Here is a 21,326-nt window from a genome sequence, read left to right on the forward strand (position 1 = left end):
GCATGGGATCGTAACTCGCCGGTTCATTCTACAAAAGGCACGCCATCACCCATTAACGGGCTCTGACTACTTGTAGGCACACGGTTTCAGGATCTCTTTCACTCCCCTTCCGGGGTGCTTTTCACCTTTCCCTCACGGTACTGGTTCACTATCGGTCACTAGGGAGTATTTAGCCTTGGGAGATGGTCCTCCCAGCTTCCGACCGGATTTCACGTGTCCGGCCGTACTCAGGATCCACTCAGGAGGGAACGAAGTTTCAACTACAGGGTTTTTACCTTCTATGACGGACCTTTCCAGATCGCTTCATCTACCCCGTTCCTTTGTAACTCCATGTTGAGTGTCCTACAACCCCAAGAGGCAAGCCTCTTGGTTTGGGCTATGTCCCGTTTCGCTCGCCGCTACTCAGGGAATCGCGTTTGCTTTCTCTTCCTCCGGGTACTTAGATGTTTCAGTTCCCCGGGTCTGCCTTCAATACCCTATGTATTCAGGTAAAGATACTGCTCCATTACGAGCAGTGGGTTCCCCCATTCGGAAATCTCCGGATCAAAGCTTACTTACAGCTCCCCGAAGCATATCGGTGTTAGTCCCGTCCTTCATCGGCTCCTAGTGCCAAGGCATCCACCGTGCGCCCTTTCTAACTTAACCTAAATGGTTATACTCTTATTAAATAAGAGAGAAAAACTAAAATGGCGATTCTCGGTTTTACTTTGACTTCTTCTTACGATTATCTAGTTTTCAAGGAACAAGGCTACTGATTTCAATCACATCGTGATTAAACGTCAGAGCTTAGCTACATGCTGCCTTGCGACGAGCTGAGGTATTACTTCCTCGAACTACTGCGGCGCAGGAGCAAATGTTTTATGAGAGAAATTGCACTCTCAAAACTAAACAAACAAGTAACGGTCAACGGTTTATCAGTCCACAAGGACTGCATTATCCTTAGAAAGGAGGTGATCCAGCCGCACCTTCCGATACGGCTACCTTGTTACGACTTCACCCCAATCATCTGTCCCACCTTAGGCGGCTGGCTCCTTGCGGTTACCCCACCGACTTCGGGTGTTACAAACTCTCGTGGTGTGACGGGCGGTGTGTACAAGGCCCGGGAACGTATTCACCGCGGCATGCTGATCCGCGATTACTAGCGATTCCGGCTTCATGTAGGCGAGTTGCAGCCTACAATCCGAACTGAGAATGGTTTTATGGGATTGGCTAAACCTCGCGGTCTCGCAGCCCTTTGTACCATCCATTGTAGCACGTGTGTAGCCCAGGTCATAAGGGGCATGATGATTTGACGTCATCCCCACCTTCCTCCGGTTTGTCACCGGCAGTCACCTTAGAGTGCCCAACTGAATGCTGGCAACTAAGATCAAGGGTTGCGCTCGTTGCGGGACTTAACCCAACATCTCACGACACGAGCTGACGACAACCATGCACCACCTGTCACTCTGTCCCCCGAAGGGGAAAGTCCTATCTCTAGGAGTGTCAGAGGATGTCAAGACCTGGTAAGGTTCTTCGCGTTGCTTCGAATTAAACCACATGCTCCACCGCTTGTGCGGGCCCCCGTCAATTCCTTTGAGTTTCAGCCTTGCGGCCGTACTCCCCAGGCGGAGTGCTTAATGCGTTAGCTGCAGCACTAAAGGGCGGAAACCCTCTAACACTTAGCACTCATCGTTTACGGCGTGGACTACCAGGGTATCTAATCCTGTTTGCTCCCCACGCTTTCGCGCCTCAGCGTCAGTTACAGACCAGAAAGCCGCCTTCGCCACTGGTGTTCCTCCACATCTCTACGCATTTCACCGCTACACGTGGAATTCCGCTTTCCTCTTCTGTACTCAAGTCCCCCAGTTTCCAATGACCCTCCACGGTTGAGCCGTGGGCTTTCACATCAGACTTAAAGAACCGCCTGCGCGCGCTTTACGCCCAATAATTCCGGACAACGCTTGCCACCTACGTATTACCGCGGCTGCTGGCACGTAGTTAGCCGTGGCTTTCTGGTTAGGTACCGTCAAGGTACCGGCAGTTACTCCGATACTTGTTCTTCCCTAACAACAGAGCTTTACGACCCGAAGGCCTTCATCGCTCACGCGGCGTTGCTCCGTCAGACTTTCGTCCATTGCGGAAGATTCCCTACTGCTGCCTCCCGTAGGAGTCTGGGCCGTGTCTCAGTCCCAGTGTGGCCGATCACCCTCTCAGGTCGGCTACGCATCGTCGCCTTGGTGAGCCGTTACCTCACCAACTAGCTAATGCGCCGCGGGCCCATCTGTAAGTGTCAGCGTAAACCGACTTTCAGCTTTTCCTCATGAGAGGAAAAGGATTATCCGGTATTAGCTCCGGTTTCCCGAAGTTATCCCGGTCTTACAGGCAGGTTGCCCACGTGTTACTCACCCGTCCGCCGCTAACCAAAAGGTGCAAGCACCTTAAGATTCGCTCGACTTGCATGTATTAGGCACGCCGCCAGCGTTCGTCCTGAGCCAGGATCAAACTCTCCAAGAAAGTTGATATAGCTCCGAAAAGTTACGTTGGCTTAGCTTTTAATAAAAGCTAAAAAATTTGTTTGTTGACGTTCTTGTTTGTTTAGTTTTCAAAGAACAAATTCACTATGCCGCCCAAAAGCGACTTTATAAATTTATCACAACTGCTTTTTAAAGTCAATAACTTTTTTAAGTTATTTGATTTGCATCAGCAGCGACGTTTATTAATATACCAACATATTATTTAAAAGTCAACAAAATATATTAAATTAGTTTCTTACTTTTTTAAAAGTATTATTTATCCTTTCTTCCTGTTCTTATTATCCCTTCTCATGTACTTTAGACATTCATTTGGTGAGGCTACTCTTTTGAATAACGTAAATAAAATCTTATACCGTTCTTCCATTGCGCGCTTTACTATATGGTCAATACGATCATCTTTTAAATCAAATAATATTTCATCCATCTCACGCTTTATTAGGTATTCCATTTCTTTTACTTCCTTTTCATTAACGAGAAGCCCAAACATTCGATCACCCTTTATGAATTATGTTGTTATAGTAGTCTTTTCCAAATTAGTAAAATTTATAATTTTTTTTCTTAATCATATTCATTTAAAAATTCGCATAGGTATGAGACAAGGATAGCAATGGACGAGGTGGTATATATGAATTTATTTTTTGTGTTAAATGGTAAATCTGTAAAACAAATTCTTTTAGTAGTAATTGCTGCTTTTTTTACTGCGTTGTTCTTATTTATGGGAAATCTCTCTTTAACCCCAGTTTTTTCCACAAAGGACGGTCCTAAGGCCGTATACCGAGGGGAAAAGGATATCGCTCTTACCTTTAATATTGGCTGGGGCGATGAAAAAGCAGAACCCATCTTAGACGCACTAAAAAAAGAAAATGTAAAAGCAGCAACCTTCTTTTTAGCTGGTTCATGGGCTGAGAGGCACCCTGATATTGTCAGCCGGATTGTCAAGGAAGGATACGAAATTGGAATTCTTGGTTATGCCTATGAAGATTATACAGAATTAGAAGATGTGAAAATCGGCAAAGATATCTCAAAAGCAAAGGATGCCTTCAGAAAGTTAAATATTAAAGACATCAAGCTTCTCCGGGCTCCTACTGGGCATTTTGATCAACGCTCCTTAAAGATAGCTGAACGATATGGATACACGATGGTTCATTGGAGTGTAGATTCTAAGGATTGGACCAATCCTGGAGTAAAGCAAATTCAAGAAAATGTTAGTAAGGCCGATAAAGGTGATATCATTCTTCTCCATGCCTCTGATTCAGCTAAACAGACTGCCAATGCTTTACCTGGTATTCTCCAAGAATTGCAGGGTAAAGGCTTGAAACTGGTTACCGTTTCACAACTAATAGCAAATGGAGTCGTCGAGTCAAAGGAAATCAAATAGTTACAAAAAGACCGTCCATCTAACTTTAATGGACGGTCTTTTTGCTTATTTTTTTAGAGGACTTTGTTATCTTATTTGTAGAAGATTTCCTGCTTTGTCTTTGTTGTTGTGATTGCATATTTAGTTTATGAAGAATTAATATTTGATAAGCATTACAAGCTAGTAAGGAAAACAACATGAGATAAATCCAGCTTGACTCATTTACACGTAACACAGGGAACCATTCTATAACCGTTACCACAATCATAAAGAAGAGTGCTGGAATAAACGCTTCACGATTTGTTTGTTTTGCTTTATACCATGCAATCACCAATGCAGGGATTAACAACAATACTGCCAACCCGATATAAGGGTATAGGCTGTCCCCTGATTTTGCAAAGGTCTCATAGCGTAAATACACAAGGTCAAATAACACAAATAATGTTAATACTGCTTGAACTCCATTCCAAAGTGATACGGATTTAAAGATGCCTAAGCCAAAGCGGTGAACAGTTAGATAGGCAAAGAAGCCCATTTGACTAACAACACTATAAAGAAAACCCCATAATATAAACCAAAAAAGGGCGGATAATATATTAATGATACGAAATTCGATAAAATAATGTACATACTCATTCCAATTGATTATAAATCCAACAATTGCTGATGTAATTCCGCCTATTAATAGCGTAGTCATAAACAGCCTAACCCAAATACGACTCGTCACACAATTATCCTCCAATAACAAAAAATAAATACCATAATGATTGTACCAATCCAATTATAAAAAATCCATCTTTTCAATATCTGTACGCATAATCTAAGGCTCTTTTCTTCATCCTAAAAATTAAGGACTATTATGTGAAAGGAGCTTTCTAAATGAAAGTAAAAAAGCTGATACTCCCCTTGCTAATCACTATGCTTCTGTCTAGTTGTGCCTCCCCTGAAGCTAGCGGTGGAGAACAAATAGATTATGAAGCAACAAAAAAAATGGTTGTTGATATACTTAAAACAGATGATGGCAAGAAAGCACTACAAGAGGTTATGGCAGATGATAAGATGAAAGAAACGCTGGTAATGGACCAAAAAGTGGTGTCTGATACCATTCAACAAACCCTGACCTCTGAAGCTGCGACAGAAATTTGGAAAAAAACCTTTAGTGATGCCAAATTCGCCGAGGGCGTTGCAAAAAACATGAGGGCCGAGAATGAACAGCTTTTGAAGGATTTAATGAAGGACCCTGAGTATAGAGCCATGATGATTGAGGTTTTCAAAGAACCTGAAATTCAAAAGGAAATGGCCGATGCGTTAAAAAGTAAAGAATATCGAGAACATCTTCAAACTGTCATTTCTGAAACACTAGAAAGCCCTCTTTATAAAATAAAAATACAGGAGTTACTCTTAAAGGCGGCGGAAGAAAAACAGCAAGCTGAAGAGAAAAAGTAGCCTTAGGTGAAAATAAATGCCTCCTCCAACTTTTTGGAAGAGGCATTTATCTTTTACTTTTTCAAACGACTTGTCATTTTTTCAGCAATTTCTAAATAAATTTTTCCTAATTTATGATCTTCTTGATAGATTGACGGTGCAAAATCATCATCATTCCAATCAGGCTGATTTAGAGGCAGGCGGCCAAGGACTTCTGTGTTCAAGTCCTCAGCTAGTTTATCTCCGCCGCCTTTACCGAATACATATTCTTTTTCACCTGTTAGCTTACTTTCAAAGTACGCCATATTTTCAATAACACCTAAAATTTCATGATCGGTGCGTAATGCCATTGCACCTGCACGTGCTGCTACAAACGCTGCAGTTGGATGTGGTGTTGTTACGATTACTTCCTTACAAGCCGGAAGCATCGTATGAACATCTAATGCAACATCTCCCGTTCCAGGAGGTAAATCTAATAGCAAATACTCGATCTCTCCCCATTCGACCTCATTAAAGAAGCTATTTAGCATTTTTCCTAACATCGGACCGCGCCAAATAATCGGGGAATTATCTTCTACAAAGAAGCCCATGGAAATGACTTTTACTCCAAAGCGCTCAACTGGCAGTATTTTTTCGCCTCTTACGACTGGTCTCTTCGTAATTCCCATCATATCCGGAACACTAAAGCCGTAAATATCTGCATCAATTAAGCCAACTTTTTTGCCTAGTCGTGCGAGAGCCACCGCAAGGTTAACAGATACGGTCGATTTACCTACTCCACCCTTACCACTTGCAATTGCAATAAATGTTGTTTTATTAGAAGATAGTAATCCCTTGTCCTCAGATTCACTCGCAGCTGAACGATGTTCCGCTAATACAGCTTCTGGCAGTTCACTAAAACGGATCCCCACCGTTTGGGCACCAGCTTCTTTTAGTAAATTGACCACTTGTGTTTGAAGCTGTAATTGTTCAGCGGTGCCGGTTTTAGCAATCTGCAATTTCACGCTCACATGGCTTTTCTCTTCTTTAATTTTAATTTCTTCAATAGCGTTTAATTCAGCTAAAGTTTTATGTAAAAATGGTTCTTTTAAGCTGCCTAGTACTTCACGTACTTTTACTTCGGTTAACATGTAAACAAACACCTCACCTAATGAATTCGTTTCCAGTTTTCAGTATACCATATTCTTTTCTAGAAACAGTTAAATGAATCACATCCATTACTATTCCAAAAAAAAGAAGGTGATTAAACACCTTTACTCATCTTCTATCTTTAATTCCTTTTCATTGGTAAAATAACGAAGCACACCTTGATAGATGGATGCTGCTATCTTCTCCTGATAAGCTTCCTTTTTTAATTGCTCTCTTTCATTTGGATTTGAAAGGAATCCTACTTCTACCAACACCCCAGGCTTTTTAGCATGCTTTAAAATATAAACAGAATTAATTGGCTTTGCTTTTCTTGTCGTATTTTCTAAATTCACGATCAGCTCATCTTGAATAAATTTTGCGGCTTTGACATTTTCTTTAAAATGTGGCGCATAAAAGGTTTGGGCTCCACTCCATCTTGATGATGGAATCGCGTTTAAATGAATACTGACAAAGAAATCATTATCGGAGTTGTTTATCATTTTTAAACGCTTTTTTAGATCTTCCACTTTTCTTCTACTGTATCCTTTTGTGTCCTCATCAGCTAAATCTTTATCTGTTTCACGGGTCATGACCACTAAGGCACCCTGTTCCTGCAAATAGTCTCTGACTTTTAATGAAATATCCAAGGCAATGTCTTTTTCTAATGCTTTGGAATTCCCTGCTCCACCATCTGGACCGCCATGTCCTGGGTCAAGTAATATGATTTTGCCGGAAAGTGGAAGACTCCAAGAATCGCCCCATGTATTTTCCTTTACAAAATCATATTGTAAAATCAGAAATAAAAGAAGTAAGCCAACAGAAAAACCAATGACCTTTAATTTTTTCTTTGACACCAAAATCATTCCTTCCCGCTCGTCCCTATTCACTTAACTATATGGGACAAGGGACTTGTTTAGAACAGGAAGAAATGTGAAGAACCAGGATATCTAATCCTGGCTCGTGATCAAGCTATTTCATTAATGTAATCTCAGCTTGCGGCGTCTTTGAGCTTTTTCATATCCTTCTTTCCACCAAGCATCGATATAACCCTCGCAGGAATAATAAAGCGTTTCGCTCATGGTTCCTTCTTCCCCATTACCCCAATAAAGAAGAAAATTGTAGAGTGTATCAATTAAATGCTTCTCTTCTCTAGAACAACGTTTTCGTACATCATCTATATTTTCACCATAATAACCAAATTTGCTAAATTTAGCCCCTAATAAGTAGGCTTCTAATGCTACATCATAACAGGCCTCTTCAATACCTGTATTCATGATAAAACTTGATGCAACTCTGGATGAGCCAAAATACTGCTGCACCCGTTCTTTTAACGTTTTAACTGACAAGTCCTTTAGAACGGACCGCTCGTATTTTATTTGTTTATCGCGACGCTTTTCTTTAAAGGTAGTAATTACTGTCACTCGCTTTTCACCTCTTAGGACTATTCTTCATCCCTTAGGCATAAGTAATTCAAATTCAAAGGCGTTTTCGATTGCCAATTTTTATCGTATTGGATTTTCCTTATTCCAGATTATCGAAAACGTACTTCCTCTGCTGCTGCTTTCGGTTAAAATTAAATCTCCATTAAGGGCGTTTGCAAGCATTTTACTGAAAGGCAACCCTAAGCCCAGGCCTCTCACCTTTAATTTCTTCATTTCTCCTCGGAAAAACCTTTCAAATACATATGCCTGTTCTGCTTCAGGAATTCCTGAACCCGTATCTTTTATGTCAATGCCACTCTCTGAGAGCATTACTAGTATTGAATCCTGACCATCAAGTGACTGATATGAGTTGTTTAACAGGTTGATCATAATTTGCTGTAACCGCAATGGATCGATGTTCCGATACAGGGTTTCATTAGGTACAACTACTTGATAATCAATATGTTGCGGCTTTGTGAGACCCCATTCACGGACAATGTTCTGAACAAGCTCATTCATATTGTAATTTTCCATTCTGATTGAAAAAGCCCCTGCAGCTAATGAATTAAAATCTAATAAATCCGCAATCATCGTTTGGAGCCTTGTGACTTCCTTTAGGGTAATATCAAGAAATTCTTGCCGTTCCTCCCCGGTAACAACCCCATCACGCACCGCTTGAACAAGCCCACTTATAGATGTTACCGGTGTTTTGAGATCATGAGTAACACCAGCTAATAATTCAGCTCGAAGTTTTTCTAGCTGCATTAGGCGATTCGTCATCTGAGCAAAGGAACTGACGAGTTCAAATATTTCCTGTTCGTTTGAATCTGTATTCAAGTTGAGGTCATAATTCCCCTCTTTAATTTGCGCTGCCGCATGGGCAACGTCTTGAATGGGTCTAAGTATCTTTTTTGAGAGCAGGTAGATCACAAGCCACCCTAATAATCCTAAACCGCCTAATAAAATAAATAATAGCCGGTATTCTTGATTAACTTCTGACAATTCATCCGCACTTTGCATTAGTACAACCCAGCCAATTTGTTTGTCATTTTCCAAAATAGGAGATTTGACAGAATACATAACACCAATATCTGCTACTTCCAGCCTTTGTATGGTTTCTTTGTTCTCGAAAACTTCACTTGGAATATCAATGTTGTTTTGATTCCGTGGTCCCATTCTACCAGGGTTCATATGGCGCGGTCTTGAAAAAATTGCTTCCCCACTTAAGTCTGTGATAAATAGCTCTGGCTCTTTTTCTAATTGAAGGACTCTAGCCCTTTCTTCGAGCATACGATTAAAAAACGGGTCAACTTCCATCATTCCATTTGTTTGAGTCACTCGATTTGCTGTTTCAACGGCTAAATATTCCATTAAGTTTAAACGATTCTCTAAAGTGGTTTTTTGAATCCACCATAAAGATCCTGCACCTAATAAGATTAGTCCAATTATAAGTGTAGCAAGGTATCTTGTTGTCCAGTACTTAAGCAACGTCGTCCTTTTTTTATTTTTCGTAAACACAGAATTGATACCCCAATCCGCGATGAGTTCGGATTTCACCTTGCGAGTCCGGCCACTCACTCAATGCTTGCCGTATCCGTTTTATCGCTAAATCCACCGCACGATCACTGCCTTCATAATCCATACCCCAGACACTTTCGATTAGGTCGTCTCTTGTAAATGTTCTATTCGGCCTCTCCGCCAAATAGATAAGCAAACTAAGATCTTTTGGGGTTAAGATAACCTCTTCACCATTAATGGTTACGATATGAGCATCAAGATTTATTTTTAAGCTGCCAAACTGCTTACTATTATCGCTATCAAGGACATTACCTGAGCGCCTTAGTACAGCATGGACACGAGCAATAACTTCTTCACCGACAAAGGGCTTCGTTATATAATCGTCTGCCCCCTGATTTAGCCCTTTTAATCGGTAATCAATATCCCCTAGAGCTGTCAGCATAATCACCGGACAAGCACTTACTTTTCTAATATCCTCTAGGATACTCCAGCCGTCTCTCCCAGGCAGCATAACGTCAATTAATACAAGATTTGGGGAATTCTCATGAAATAAACGCAATGCTTCATCTCCATCATAAGCTTGTACGACATTATAGCCCGCATGCTGTAAATACACAGCTAATACTCTTGAGATTGTCTTTTCATCTTCCACAACCAAAATGGTTTTCATTACCTGAACAACCTCCAATCTCTTTAGCTATACTAGAAAATCCTCGGGTGGAATATACCGAGGATTTTACTAGTATGTTTAAACTCCCTTACTGCTGCTATCAGCCGTGCCACTCACTCCCTGTTGTGCTTCTCCGCCATCATGCATTCCGCCGCCATGTCCACCACCTCTATGTCCAGCGCCACCCATTCCTTTGCCAAACATTCCGAATGATTCATTACCGAGTAGTTCTTCTAACTTCGCTGCATCCTTTTCCTTGATTTCACTCATTATGTCTTTTGTTGATTTATCTGTAGTTGAAATTCCAAGGTCCTTTGCTAATTTCGTAATTTTTTGTTCTCTCACTTCTTCAGCAATCTGTTGAATCGTTTTACCGTCGATTGTAATATTATATTCCTTTGCGTCTGCTTTTACTTTGGCCTTATAAACCTCTTGGGCAATTTCGTTAATTTCTTTTCCTTCGACACTTATACCCAATTCTTTAGCCTCTTTATTAACCGTTGCTGTATAGACTTCCTGTGTTAGTGTGGTTAAATCTTTACCATCAGTAGTAATGCCTAACTCTTTTGCTTTCTTATTCAGTTCAGCTTGCCTGATATCCTGCCTTAAAGTTTCTGCGTCTTTATCATCCGTTGTTATTCCCAGCTCTTTCGCTTCTTTCTGAAGCTCAGTTAAACGGATCTCCTGACGCAGTGTCTGTGCATCCTTTCCCTCTGACTCAATTTTTAATGACTTTGCTTCTTCTTGCAGCTTTGCTAATTGTACTTCCTGAGCAAGAGTATCAAAATCCTTATCCGTTGTCTTGATACCTAAATCCTTCGCTTCCTGTTTTATGAGTGCTTCTTGGATTTCCTGCATTAACGTTTCTGCATCCTTACCGGTTGTTTCAATTCCTAGGTCCTTCGCTTGAGCCAATAATTCTTCTGAATCCATACCCTTATGTCCAAAACCTAACATGCCTTTAAAGCCCTTCATAAAATTTCCAACGTTTGTACTTGTGCTAGTAGTTGTGTCCTCATTTGCGAACGTCGTAGAAGCATAACCTCCGAGTAATAAAACGCCTGCAACCGTTAATCCTATTACCGACTTTTTCATTTATATTACCTCCTGATATTACTAACATTTGTAGGCCCCTGGACTTGCCGAACCTTGTACTATAAATTTAACGCCTATAGATGTCAGGATGATGTCAAAAGGAATTATTTATAAAATTTAAAAGACCCTCAACCAACTTGGTTAAGAGTCTTAACTACTTTACTTACGGAATATGGAGAAAATCCACTCCCATTTATCTTTAGGATTTCTTATCGATTTTTCTAAACGTTTATTAAATTCATTCTGTGAAATCCACTCTTTTTTCATTTCTTCCCTGAGGTTTTCTAATTCTCTTTGTAAATATTCACTCTTTTCTTTTTCCTGTTCCAGCAATGTTTCGTAATGGATTTTTTCCTGTTCGGATAATCTTTCAATTCTAGTTTGTGTTTTTTGTGCCGAATTTGAGATGTTAGAGCTAAGATCATGATGATCTTGTTTAAGCCTGGAAACTTGATTTCTAAGATCAGTCAAATCGTTTATGACTTGGACATTCATTTCACGCGTGGCAGCAAGTTCACTGGCTAAATACGTAAATACTTCTTTTAGGTGATTGGGATCTTGGGGTAGACTTTCATCCGTATCGGATATGGCAATCTCTGTTTCATTTAGACCCTTTAATCTTTCTTTTTGTTGATTTGCAAGCTCTTTTGCAGTATCGTCTAGGGGCTTGTCCGTATCGCGTAACGCTATAAGTGCTTCGATGTCGGATTGAACGAAGATACGCCGGTCTCCCTCTTTTAAAAATTCATAGCCACTTCGTTCTAAGATTTGTCCATACTTTCGAACAGTAGGTGTTGCAATCCCAGCCTCCTCTGCCACTTCCTTAGAAGTGAAAGAACGTTCAAACGGTTGAATATCGTTTCGCATTTCTGTCCACCCTTTTTATTTTAAATATGAAGGGTAATATAAGGATTTTCAAGAGCCATATCACCTAGCGATACAAATAAAAAAGCGACAATCCCCCTTTTTCTTACCAATCATTGTTCTGAAAGTTGGGCGTATCGGGTAGCGATATACTCTAACTAGAAATAATTCACAAGGTATATCGCCCAGCGATATGATTTTCTTAAAGCTAAATTTAACTAATTCAACCATCGATATAACATCATCTAAAGTGACATTTTTGTCATGTAAGAGGGAAATTTGATAAAACTCCATCCTATCATTCGCTGCCACCTTTGTAACATAAATTAGATTTGAAGCAAGATTTTTTTATTATTTATCATTAATTTTAGATACTTGTCCATTCCATTTTTCTCTTACCATCATATTTTAATATTAATATGTGAAAGATTTTCTGGATCCTATGACAATTATTTTAGACTTAAAGGAGTAAACCAAAAGGGGAGTGTAAGGAATGGCAGAAAGTACATTCAATGTAGATAATGAAATTCATGATATAAACGGAAACAACGGTGATCAAATATTTTCTGAACTTGAGGCACTTACGGTTCGAATTAATGAGTTAGCGGCAAACATGTTAAAACGCGAAATCTGTTTAAAAGACGAATTGGCAACTAAAGAAGACGATATAGCTTCAATTACCGCAAGCCTTGAAAATAGCAATAAAGAAATAGCAGAACTTCAAAATCAAGTAGCCGAAATGAATGCTACCAATGAAAAAAATCAATCATTGATTGGGGGGTTAAGCAGTATCGTAGCTGAGCAAGAAATGCAGCTACAAAATCTTAGAGAAGTAATTGGCACTAAGGAACAAATCATTTCGTCATTTGCTGTGAGTCTTGAAAATAGCAAAAAGGAAATTATAGAACTTCATAAACAAGTAGAAGAGTTAAATGCAACCAATGAAAATCAAAAAACATTGATTGGAGAGTACAAAGAAAAACTTGATTGGTTAAACGGGGAATTATCACTATTAACCAACCAACAAAATGAATCACATGCTGAAGAGAATTCAGAGCTGGAAGCAGAGACGAACACTACAGAAGAAAATTCGGTATTGAAAGCAGAGACGGAAGCTAATGAAGAAAGTTCGGTGCTAAAAGCAGAGACGGAAGCTAATGAAGAAAGTTCGGTGCTGAAAGCAGAGACGAACACTACAGAAGAAAATAAGCAGATGAAGACAGACCGTAAAGCACAAAAGAAAATGCTTAAAAAATTGTTGAAACAGAACCCAAAGGCGAATGAAAAAATTTTAGCAGAACTCCTAGGGGTAGACAGTTCCTATATAATTGGACTTCGAAAAGAACTTGATATTTGAAAGATTGATTAAAGGGCCTTCTAAAGCCCTTTTTTTATTTCCGACAACCATCTTAAAGGTTTGTTATTTCCCTGAAAATACAAACTTCGACTTTTCCAGTCAGTTTTCTACTTTAATCAAACCATTGATTAATTCTACTGCAAAAAGAGACCTCCTAAAAAGAAGGCCTCCTCATACCTATTAATATAATAAATATTTTTCACGAATCTCGATAAATTCGTCTAAGCCAGACTGCCATGCCGATTTCATTTCCTCAACAGTCTTGCCCGCTTCAATATCAGCGCGAATAGAGCCATTGCCGACAAGGTTATCAAAGAAGGAGATTCCTGCAGCACTCGGTGCTCTAAATTGGAAGTCGTTTGGATACATATCATGGATCGTTTTAACGATGTACAATCCTGTTTCAAACGGCTTATAAGCATTCCGATCTGTAACATGAATTTGAATACCATGGCTTAATACATTTGCATGTTTCGAGAAAGTCGGTATAAACGATGCCGCACGGAAGGTGACACCAGGTAATTTGTAAGAGTTTAGCTTCGCCGCCAAGTTGTCACTATTGATAAACGGAGCTCCAATCAATTCAAATGGCTTTGTTGTTCCTCTTCCCTCCGAAACATTTGTTCCTTCAATAAGGGCAGCCCCTGGATAGACAACTGCAGTTTCTAAAGTAGGCATGTTTGGTGACGGAAGGACCCATTCTGATGGCGTTTCATCGAAATACATGTTCCTCTTCCAGCCTTCCATTTCCACTACCGTTAAATCGGCACCAATACCAAATTCACTATTAAAAAGCTTGGCTAATTCCCCAACAGTCATACCGTGACGGACAGGAATCGGATATTCACCGATGAACGAAGAGTATTTATCCTCAAGGACAGGTCCTTCGACTTTTGTTCCGCTGATTGGATTCGGACGATCAAGAACAATAATCGGAATGTTGTTCTCTTTGGCTGCTTCCATAGCTAGAGCCATTGTATAAATGTACGTATAGAACCTCGCTCCAACATCTTGAATATCAAATAACAATACATCGACATTACTCAGCATTTCAGGCGTCGGCTTTTTTGTTTTGCCATATAAGCTGTAAACAGGAAGTCCTGTTTTTTCATCTGTATATTGTTCAACATACGCACCTGCTTGTGCACTTCCTCGTACGCCATGCTCAGGACCGTAAAGAGCAGTCAGGTTTACATCAGGATTATTGAAAAGTAGATCCACGATACTTGTAACGTTCTGATCCACTCCGGTTGGATTGGTAATCAAACCTACGCGTTTATCTTTGATTAAATCAATTTCATCCTTTAGTAAAACCTCGATGCCCAAACGGAACTTTTTATTCTTTTTCTCTTTATCATTCTTGGCCAAAGCCGCCGAAACTGTTGACAGCAGTAAAACGAGAACCAATATACTTGTTAACCACTTTTTCAAAAGTATTCCTCCTCCTTGTCTTACCTAGTATCCTAACCCATGATCAAAACCATATAGTACACTGCCATCATGGTTGTAAATGGTTACTGGCAGCTTTCCAGTTGGATTGTTTTTGCCAAAAATGGTGTTTGCTGCGGCTTCAAAGCTCGCTGGTCTGAAACCATATTGAACTAGATACGCATCTACATCCTTATATGACATAACGTCATAAGGATTTCTAGCGCCAACTGCAATGACGGGTACACCAGTCTTTATAAGTTGTCTTGTCATCACCATTTGGCTGGCATCCTGAGCCCTGCCCCCAACACTAGAGGTATAGGTTCCGACAATGATGTATTTCGCACCCTGTACCTGTGCTAGTTGTCCAGCATTAAGTGGGCCTGAAGCATTCACATATACAGCGCCAGGATGGTGCTTTTTGACCTCATCTGCAAGGAGATTAATGGAGAATCCAGAACCACCAACTACAACAATTTTATCTTCATGTGAAACGTTAAGAGGAAGAACCGCATCATTTTTTACAAGCGTAATCGATTTTTCTGCTGCTTCTTTTTCAATTGCCTTATGTTCAGGTGATCCAACGACTTGAAATGCATTTGCTACCTTTTCATCAAGACTTTTTTCTACCTCTGCCTTAACAATGCTTCTATTTAGTTTCAAAGTTAAAACCCGCTCAACTGATTGCTCAAGTCTATCTTCTGAAATATCACCAGAGTTAACAGCGGCATAGATTCCATTGGCTACAGCTTCAATCCCAACTGGCATTAAGAGAATGTCAGCTCCTGCCTTAACCGCACGGATTGCTGCGTCAACTGGACCAAAATGTTCTGAGATAGCACCCATGTTCATCGCATCGGTAACAATTACTCCTTTAAAGCCCATATCTTCACGCATTAGCCCTGTTAATACTTTATGAGAGAGCGTTGCAGGTACAGCAATTTCTGTTCCATCCTTTTTAGAAATGGCTTTTGTATCATCGATTTTCGGGAAGGTCACGTGTGCAGTCATAATCGCATCAATTCCCGCATCCATTGCCTGCTGGAATGGATATAATTCCACCCTTTTCAACCGATCGATATCATGTGGTACTTCAGAAAGTCCAATATGTGAATCAACTGCCGTATCACCATGACCTGGAAAATGCTTTGCGGTTGCAGCTGTTCCCGTTTCATGAAGCCCTTTAATATAGGCATTACCTAATTTTCCAACTAACTCAGGATTCTCACTAAAAGAGCGAACCCCGATAACAGGATTATCTGGATTGTTGTTTACATCTAGCACCGGGCCAAAATTCATATTAATCCCGAGTGCATTTAGCTCTTCTCCAATTGCTTTACCAACCTTTTCAGCTGTTTCTTCTGAGCGTGTTGCACCAAGAGCCATATTTCCTGGCATATCGGTACCTGTTTGCAGACGTGTCACGATTCCGCCTTCTTGGTCAATCGAGATTAACAGTCCATACTTTTCAGCAGCATCTTGATAGGCGCTGACTAACTTAGTTGTTTGATCAGCAGTCACCGTATTTTCACGGAACAAAATAACACCGCCAAGATGATAATCTTTTACAAGCTTAGCAATTTCATCATTCATTACGGTTACATTCTGACCCTTCCATGTTCTAAAGTCAGGCATTAGCATTTGTCCGACCTTTTCTTCCATGCTCATATTCTTGATCGCACTGCCGATAAGGTCATAGCGTGTGCCTTTTTCTTTTTCAACAAGAACCTTATCTTGGTTTCCTTTGAATTGAATTGAAATCCTATCTCTATAGCTGCCATCGCTGACAGATATAAATGTTTTCCCATTGTGACCAGATAACGTTACTTCTCCATCTTTCGAAACAGATGCAACATTCTTATTAGAAGACTTCCATTTTACATTTTCAGAAGCCATCATAAAACGGCCATTTTCATAAACATGGAGTGCGTTTAAATCAAGCTTGTTTTCACTTACTTCCCGTGTAACTTGCGGGACATTGAGGTCTATCACTAAATCTTTAATTTCCGAAGCAGCTGCCGCCCCTGACAATGGAATTCCTGTAAACAGCAGCGCAAATCCGAGAAATGAGGTGAATAATGACTTTACTAATTTTCGCATGTTTCTCCTCCTCAAGTTATTGTTTATTTAATAATCTCTTAGTTCCCATTCATTTTTTGAAAAAGAAAGTACATCTCCTGAATCCAGTTTTGGATTGAGAATATACCAGCCGCGTGAATTTGTAGATCCATCCGTTTGATAAATGAACCGCAATTTTGTCGCATCACTAGGTATCGTCAATTCTTTCTTTTCCCATCCATCACTTGTTCCTGTTAATAAGGCAAGTTGCTGCCAACTGCCATCTCTAAAGATCTCTACAGTTCCACTATCCCAGACATTCTCAATCATATGCCAAGTAGAGAAAGACAGTTTAGTTTCATTCGCTAAATCCAGAGTGGTTTCCATTACTCGATTGAGCTTATCGCCGTACCCAGCAAACCATGCCTCACTCTTACCTGGAATCGAGACCGGAATCGAATCAGCTACATTTCTAGCAAATAAGCGGCGGGTTTGGTTCATTGAACCCATATTTCTTGACGGATGGACACGATTGGTGAGTAAAATCGCCACTGTTTTATTGTTGGGGCTTATTACAATCGAAGTACCAGTATACCCCGTATGGCCAAAAGAGTATGTACCTTCTGATAATGCATCCATATACCAGCCCTGGCCAAGCTCCCAGCCCAGTCCATGGTCATTCCCAGGGAATGCAGCATTCTGGTTTTGCAGCAGCAACTGTACGGTTTCTGGCTTTAAGATTCTCTTGCCGCCATACTCGCCTTCATTAATAAAAATATGGGCAAGTTTAGCGAGGTCATTAGCTGTTGAGAACACGCCGGCATGACCAGCAACACCATCCAACGACCAAGCATTCTCATCATGAACTTCGCCCCAGACAAGACCGCGATTTGGTATTGCCTGATATTCAGTCGCTGCAATGCGATGTTTTAACGAAGCTGGCGGATTGTACATTGTGTCCTTCATTCCTAAAGGTGCTGTAATGTTCTCGTAGACAAATTGATCCTGACGAATACCTGACCAATGCTCAATTAACATACCTAACGTAATCATGTTTAGATCACTGTATTCGTATGTCGTGCCAGGTGCATTTTTCAATGGTTGGTTTAATACCAACTGCAGCCTGTCTTCTCTTGAAGTCCCCTGTGAATACAACGGAATCCAAGCAGTGAAGCCAGAGGTATGGGTTAACAACTGACGAATCGTTACGTTTTCTTTCCCGTTTGCAGCAAATTCAGGGATATGTTTGGCTACTGGATCATCGAGATTAAATAACCCTTTTTCAAAGAGAATCATTACTGCAGTAGCAGTGAAAATCTTGCTGATTGACGCTAAGTCAAAAATTGTATCATTTTCCATAGGAATGGGATTTTCCATTTCTGTGAACTTACTATCGGTATATTGCGCTGAATAGCCATATGCGTCATGTTTAACAATTTTTCCAGCTCTCGCCACAAATGTGACCGCCCCCGGCATTAACTTTTGTGAAATGGCTTGGTTCATAATTTGATCGATTTGCTTGAGAGGTGCTTCCACCATGCCTGCTCCACGTGCGGAGCTTGGATGAAGTACACTTGTAACGGGTATGATAGTTGAATTCCATGTAAATATAGGGTGTGGTTTCTTAGATGGGATTGTGAGTTTCTCCTCCTTTTCAATTGTGGGTCCAAAAGGAAGTTCATTGTTTGCAAATACGGGTGAAGTACCTAGCAGCATCGTACAAACGGCAGTTATCATAAACGTTTTTCTTTTCATATGCCCTCCTTGAATGAATTGTAGGCAGGGATACCCCCCGATATATACCGAAATACTGGTAACGCTTACAGCATATAGTAAAATCATACCGGTTATGGCAGTTAGTCGTCTATACCACCTAAGTCTCATAACATACAGTTTTACAGGACATAAGGATTACGTCGTTAGCATTATTTTTTAAAATATGGTTTAAAATTTTGAAATTTTATTTCATTATGCAGCAGTTTAAAGATAATTCTTTAAAAAGATACCCGTTTTAGTCAGCGAAAGCAAGTCGTTCTAAACTATTGCTTGTGCAGGACAATTTTCTGGGAGCATTTTGAGTTTTGTCCTTCATCCTGTTCTTAAAGACAAATCCTCCGGCGGCTTCCTGAGATCTGTCCTTCAGCCTGCTTCTTAAGGACAAATCCTCCGGCGGCTTCCTTAGTTTTGTCCTTCATCCTGCCTCTTAAGGAGATTAAGTCCATATAATTGTGTAAAAAGAAAGAGTCATTTTATTCACTCTTGGCAACACTGTTTTCAGCGACGATAAACAATGAAAAGAGGAATTAAAATGACTCACTTACAGTTTAACCTAGATTTAGACCTTTTAAAAGAATCCGTTATCAATTCTAATCTAGATATGGTGATTAAATCAGCGATTGTCTTAGTCCTTAATGAAGTCATGGAAAACGAGAGAGACGATTATTTACGTGCGGCTGCTTATGAACGGTCTCCAGATCGCCGAGACTACCGAAATGGCTACTATGAACGTGAATTGATCCTAGGTATTGGCAAACTAAAGCTAAAGGTCCCAAGGACCAGAAATGGTGAGTTTTCCACTTCCGTCTTCGAAAAGTATGCTCGCTGTGACCAAGCCCTGGTCCTCTCCATGCTAGAAATGGTGATTAACGGTGTTTCAACTCGGAAAGTCACGCATATAGTCGAGCAGCTCTGTGGGGAAAATATATCGAAATCATTTGTGTCTTCCCTTACCCAAAAGCTTGACCCCATTATTAATGATTGGAACAAACGCCCTTTGAATGTCATGTATTATCCTTATGTTTTTGTGGATGCCATGTATATTAAGGTCCGGGAACACAACCGGGTTATCTCAAAAGCCGTGTACATTGCGACTGCCATTACTGAGAAGAATACACGTGAAATCCTTGGGCTTAGTGTGGATCATGCAGAAGACTTCGAGAGTTGGAGTCGTTTCTTCCAACAGCTTAAATCCCGTGGGCTTCAATCCCCCAAACTGGTCATCTCAGATGCTCATCTAGGGCTACAAAAGGCAATACAGCGCGATTTTATTGGTACTACATGGCAAAGATGCACGGTACATTTTAAACGCAACATAATAGGGAAGCTCTCCAAGAAAGATTCCGTAGAGATACGCTCCATGATTAAACGTGTCTTTGAAGCTGTTACGATTGAGGATATCCGTAGATTTAAGAATGAATTAATGAACCAGTTTGGGGATGAAGCTAAATATGCCAAAGCCTTGGAAACTTTAGATGAAGGCTTCGAAGATGCCATTCAATACCTAAACTTTCCTGAGAAGATGCACCCTCATATACGAAGTACAAATTCACTTGAACGCTTAAACCAAGAAGTCCGTAGAAGGGAGAAAGTTATTCGTATCTTTCCCAATACTCAATCTGCCTTTCGATTGGTAGGTGCTGTTCTCATGCAATACCAGGAGGTCTACTCCAAAAGAAAGACATTACTTAATAACTAATTAAACTTTTATTTTTCGCCTCCACTTCCATCATGGAATGATCACATATCCAGGAAGGGCTGTCAAAGTGAAGAGCCTTTGACAGCCCTCCCCGGATATGTAGATAAAAAACCATGGAAGTTTCGTCAAAAAAAAATGAAAGGGTTTGGATAGATAATCAACAAAAGTGAAGTTGAAAACAATTGCTTTTGATTTTACACAATATTCAGGACTTGACTTCTTAAGGACAAATCTCCCTGCCGCTTCTTCAGTTTTGTCCTTCAGCCTGCCTCTTAAGGACAAATCTCACTGCCGCTTCCTGAGTTTTGTCCTTCATCCTGCTTCTTAAGGACAAATCCTCCGGCGGCTTCCTGAGATCTGTCCTTCATCCTGCCTCTTAAGGACAAATCTCCCTGCCGCTTCTTCAGTTTTGTCCTTCAGCCTGGCTCTTAAGGACAAATCTCCCTGCCGCTTCTTCAGTTTTGTCCTTCAGCCTGGCTTTTAAGGACAAATCATCTGAAGCATTCTTAAGATTTGTCCTTCAACTTTCAACTGTCTCTTCACTATGAAAAACCAAGCATAAAAAAGACCCCCAACCAAATTGGTTGAGAGCCTTTGAAAATTGAAGATTAACGCTTTGAGAACTGAGGTGCACGACGAGCGCCTTTAAGTCCGTATTTCTTACGTTCTTTCATACGTGGGTCACGTGTTAATAGTCCTGCACGCTTTAATGTTGGACGATATTCAGGATCAACTGTAAGTAATGCGCGAGCAATACCATGACGGATTGCGCCCGCTTGACCTGTATATCCACCGCCGCTTACGTTTACAAGAACATCGTAGCTACCTGTTGTTTCAGTAGCAACTAATGGTTGGTTTACAACCATACGTAAAGCTGCAAATGGGATATATTCTTCGATGTCACGTCCGTTAATTGTAATTTTACCTGTACCTGGAACTAAGCGCACGCGTGCGACAGAGCTCTTACGACGACCAGTACCAATATATTGAACTTGTGCCAAGTTAATTCCCTCCCTC

The 21,326-nt window shown here is 40.5% G+C and carries 17 protein-coding genes and 2 rRNA genes (1 of these 19 only partly in view); 4 read left to right on the forward strand and 15 right to left on the reverse strand.

Annotated elements, in window-relative coordinates; translation table 11 throughout:
* From QFZ31_RS19685 to QFZ31_RS19695, 3 genes are all read right to left on the reverse strand, one after another.
* Positions 1-645 (reverse strand): 23S ribosomal RNA (locus tag QFZ31_RS19685); it reaches 2,293 nt to the left of the window's first position.
* Between the two features lie 298 nt (positions 646-943).
* A 16S ribosomal RNA gene (locus QFZ31_RS19690) occupies positions 944-2,493 on the reverse strand.
* Together the 16S and 23S rRNA genes form the textbook arrangement of a ribosomal RNA operon.
* Before the next feature lie 276 nt (positions 2,494-2,769).
* Entirely contained in the window at positions 2,770-3,000 is a 231-nt protein-coding gene (locus QFZ31_RS19695; RefSeq protein WP_307306083.1) for a hypothetical protein, read from the reverse strand.
* A 138-nt stretch (positions 3,001-3,138) separates the two neighbouring features.
* Here QFZ31_RS19695 and pdaB point away from each other — a divergent pair, with 138 nt between their 5' ends.
* A complete protein-coding gene (gene pdaB, locus QFZ31_RS19700; protein WP_307306086.1) occupies positions 3,139-3,891 on the forward strand; it encodes a polysaccharide deacetylase family sporulation protein PdaB in 753 nt (250 codons plus the stop codon).
* Positions 3,892-3,916: 25 nt separating this feature from the next.
* Here pdaB and QFZ31_RS19705 read toward each other — a convergent pair whose 3' ends face one another.
* The gene (locus QFZ31_RS19705) at positions 3,917-4,597 is read right to left on the reverse strand and encodes a KinB-signaling pathway activation protein (RefSeq protein ID WP_307306090.1); all 681 of its coding nucleotides are present in this window, start codon (positions 4,595-4,597) and stop codon (positions 3,917-3,919) included.
* 152 nt (positions 4,598-4,749) lie between these two features.
* On the opposite strand from QFZ31_RS19705, the gene gerD reads away from it, so the two are divergent.
* Positions 4,750-5,316: a spore germination lipoprotein GerD gene (gerD, locus tag QFZ31_RS19710; RefSeq protein WP_307306093.1), complete on the forward strand. Its 567-nt coding sequence runs from the start codon at positions 4,750-4,752 to the stop codon at positions 5,314-5,316.
* Positions 5,317-5,369: 53 nt separating this feature from the next.
* Here gerD and QFZ31_RS19715 read toward each other — a convergent pair whose 3' ends face one another.
* The 7 genes from QFZ31_RS19715 to QFZ31_RS19745 form a co-directional block, all read right to left on the reverse strand.
* Complete coding sequence (locus QFZ31_RS19715) at positions 5,370-6,425, reverse strand: Mrp/NBP35 family ATP-binding protein (RefSeq protein ID WP_179603662.1); 1,056 nt, start codon at positions 6,423-6,425, stop codon at positions 5,370-5,372.
* Positions 6,426-6,548: 123 nt separating this feature from the next.
* On the reverse strand, positions 6,549-7,277 hold the full coding sequence (gene cwlD, locus QFZ31_RS19720) for an N-acetylmuramoyl-L-alanine amidase CwlD (protein WP_306077317.1): 729 nt from the start codon (positions 7,275-7,277) through the stop codon (positions 6,549-6,551).
* A gap of 123 nt (positions 7,278-7,400) precedes the next feature.
* Entirely contained in the window at positions 7,401-7,844 is a 444-nt protein-coding gene (locus QFZ31_RS19725) for a YbaK family protein (protein WP_179603660.1), read from the reverse strand.
* An 81-nt stretch (positions 7,845-7,925) separates the two neighbouring features.
* Positions 7,926-9,362: a HAMP domain-containing sensor histidine kinase gene (locus tag QFZ31_RS19730; protein WP_307306100.1), complete on the reverse strand. Its 1,437-nt coding sequence runs from the start codon at positions 9,360-9,362 to the stop codon at positions 7,926-7,928.
* The gene (locus QFZ31_RS19735) at positions 9,346-10,032 is read right to left on the reverse strand and encodes a response regulator transcription factor (protein WP_307306103.1); all 687 of its coding nucleotides are present in this window, start codon (positions 10,030-10,032) and stop codon (positions 9,346-9,348) included. The genes QFZ31_RS19730 and QFZ31_RS19735 overlap by 17 nt, the downstream gene beginning before the upstream one ends.
* A 78-nt stretch (positions 10,033-10,110) precedes the next feature.
* Positions 10,111-11,127 (reverse strand): hypothetical protein, encoded by a 1,017-nt coding sequence (locus QFZ31_RS19740; RefSeq protein ID WP_307306105.1) that lies wholly within the window; start codon positions 11,125-11,127, stop codon positions 10,111-10,113.
* A gap of 159 nt (positions 11,128-11,286) precedes the next feature.
* On the reverse strand, positions 11,287-11,994 hold the full coding sequence (locus tag QFZ31_RS19745; protein WP_307306107.1) for a hypothetical protein: 708 nt from the start codon (positions 11,992-11,994) through the stop codon (positions 11,287-11,289).
* A gap of 490 nt (positions 11,995-12,484) precedes the next feature.
* On the opposite strand from QFZ31_RS19745, the gene QFZ31_RS19750 reads away from it, so the two are divergent.
* Entirely contained in the window at positions 12,485-13,348 is an 864-nt protein-coding gene (locus QFZ31_RS19750; protein ID WP_307306110.1) for a hypothetical protein, read from the forward strand.
* 180 nt (positions 13,349-13,528) lie between these two features.
* Here QFZ31_RS19750 and QFZ31_RS19755 read toward each other — a convergent pair whose 3' ends face one another.
* From QFZ31_RS19755 to QFZ31_RS19765, 3 genes are read right to left on the reverse strand one after another with little or no spacing between them, the layout of a single operon-like run.
* Positions 13,529-14,779, reverse strand: coding sequence for a DUF1343 domain-containing protein (locus QFZ31_RS19755; RefSeq protein ID WP_307306113.1), 1,251 nt, complete (start codon positions 14,777-14,779; stop codon positions 13,529-13,531).
* A gap of 24 nt (positions 14,780-14,803) precedes the next feature.
* Positions 14,804-16,876: a glycoside hydrolase family 3 protein gene (locus QFZ31_RS19760; RefSeq protein ID WP_307306114.1), complete on the reverse strand. Its 2,073-nt coding sequence runs from the start codon at positions 16,874-16,876 to the stop codon at positions 14,804-14,806.
* Between the two features lie 27 nt (positions 16,877-16,903).
* Entirely contained in the window at positions 16,904-18,589 is a 1,686-nt protein-coding gene (locus tag QFZ31_RS19765) for a serine hydrolase (protein ID WP_307306117.1), read from the reverse strand.
* A 553-nt stretch (positions 18,590-19,142) separates the two neighbouring features.
* On the opposite strand from QFZ31_RS19765, the gene QFZ31_RS19770 reads away from it, so the two are divergent.
* Complete coding sequence (locus QFZ31_RS19770) at positions 19,143-20,309, forward strand: IS256 family transposase (RefSeq protein ID WP_307299872.1); 1,167 nt, start codon at positions 19,143-19,145, stop codon at positions 20,307-20,309.
* A 608-nt stretch (positions 20,310-20,917) separates the two neighbouring features.
* On the opposite strand, the gene rpsI is transcribed toward QFZ31_RS19770, so the two are convergent.
* Positions 20,918-21,310 (reverse strand): 30S ribosomal protein S9, encoded by a 393-nt coding sequence (gene rpsI / locus QFZ31_RS19775; protein ID WP_034676157.1) that lies wholly within the window; start codon positions 21,308-21,310, stop codon positions 20,918-20,920.
* Between the last annotated feature and the right edge of the window lie 16 nt (positions 21,311-21,326).

The sequence above is a fragment of the Neobacillus niacini genome (assembly GCF_030817595.1).
Taxonomy (GTDB): Bacteria; Bacillota; Bacilli; order Bacillales; family Cytobacillaceae; genus Neobacillus; species Neobacillus niacini_G.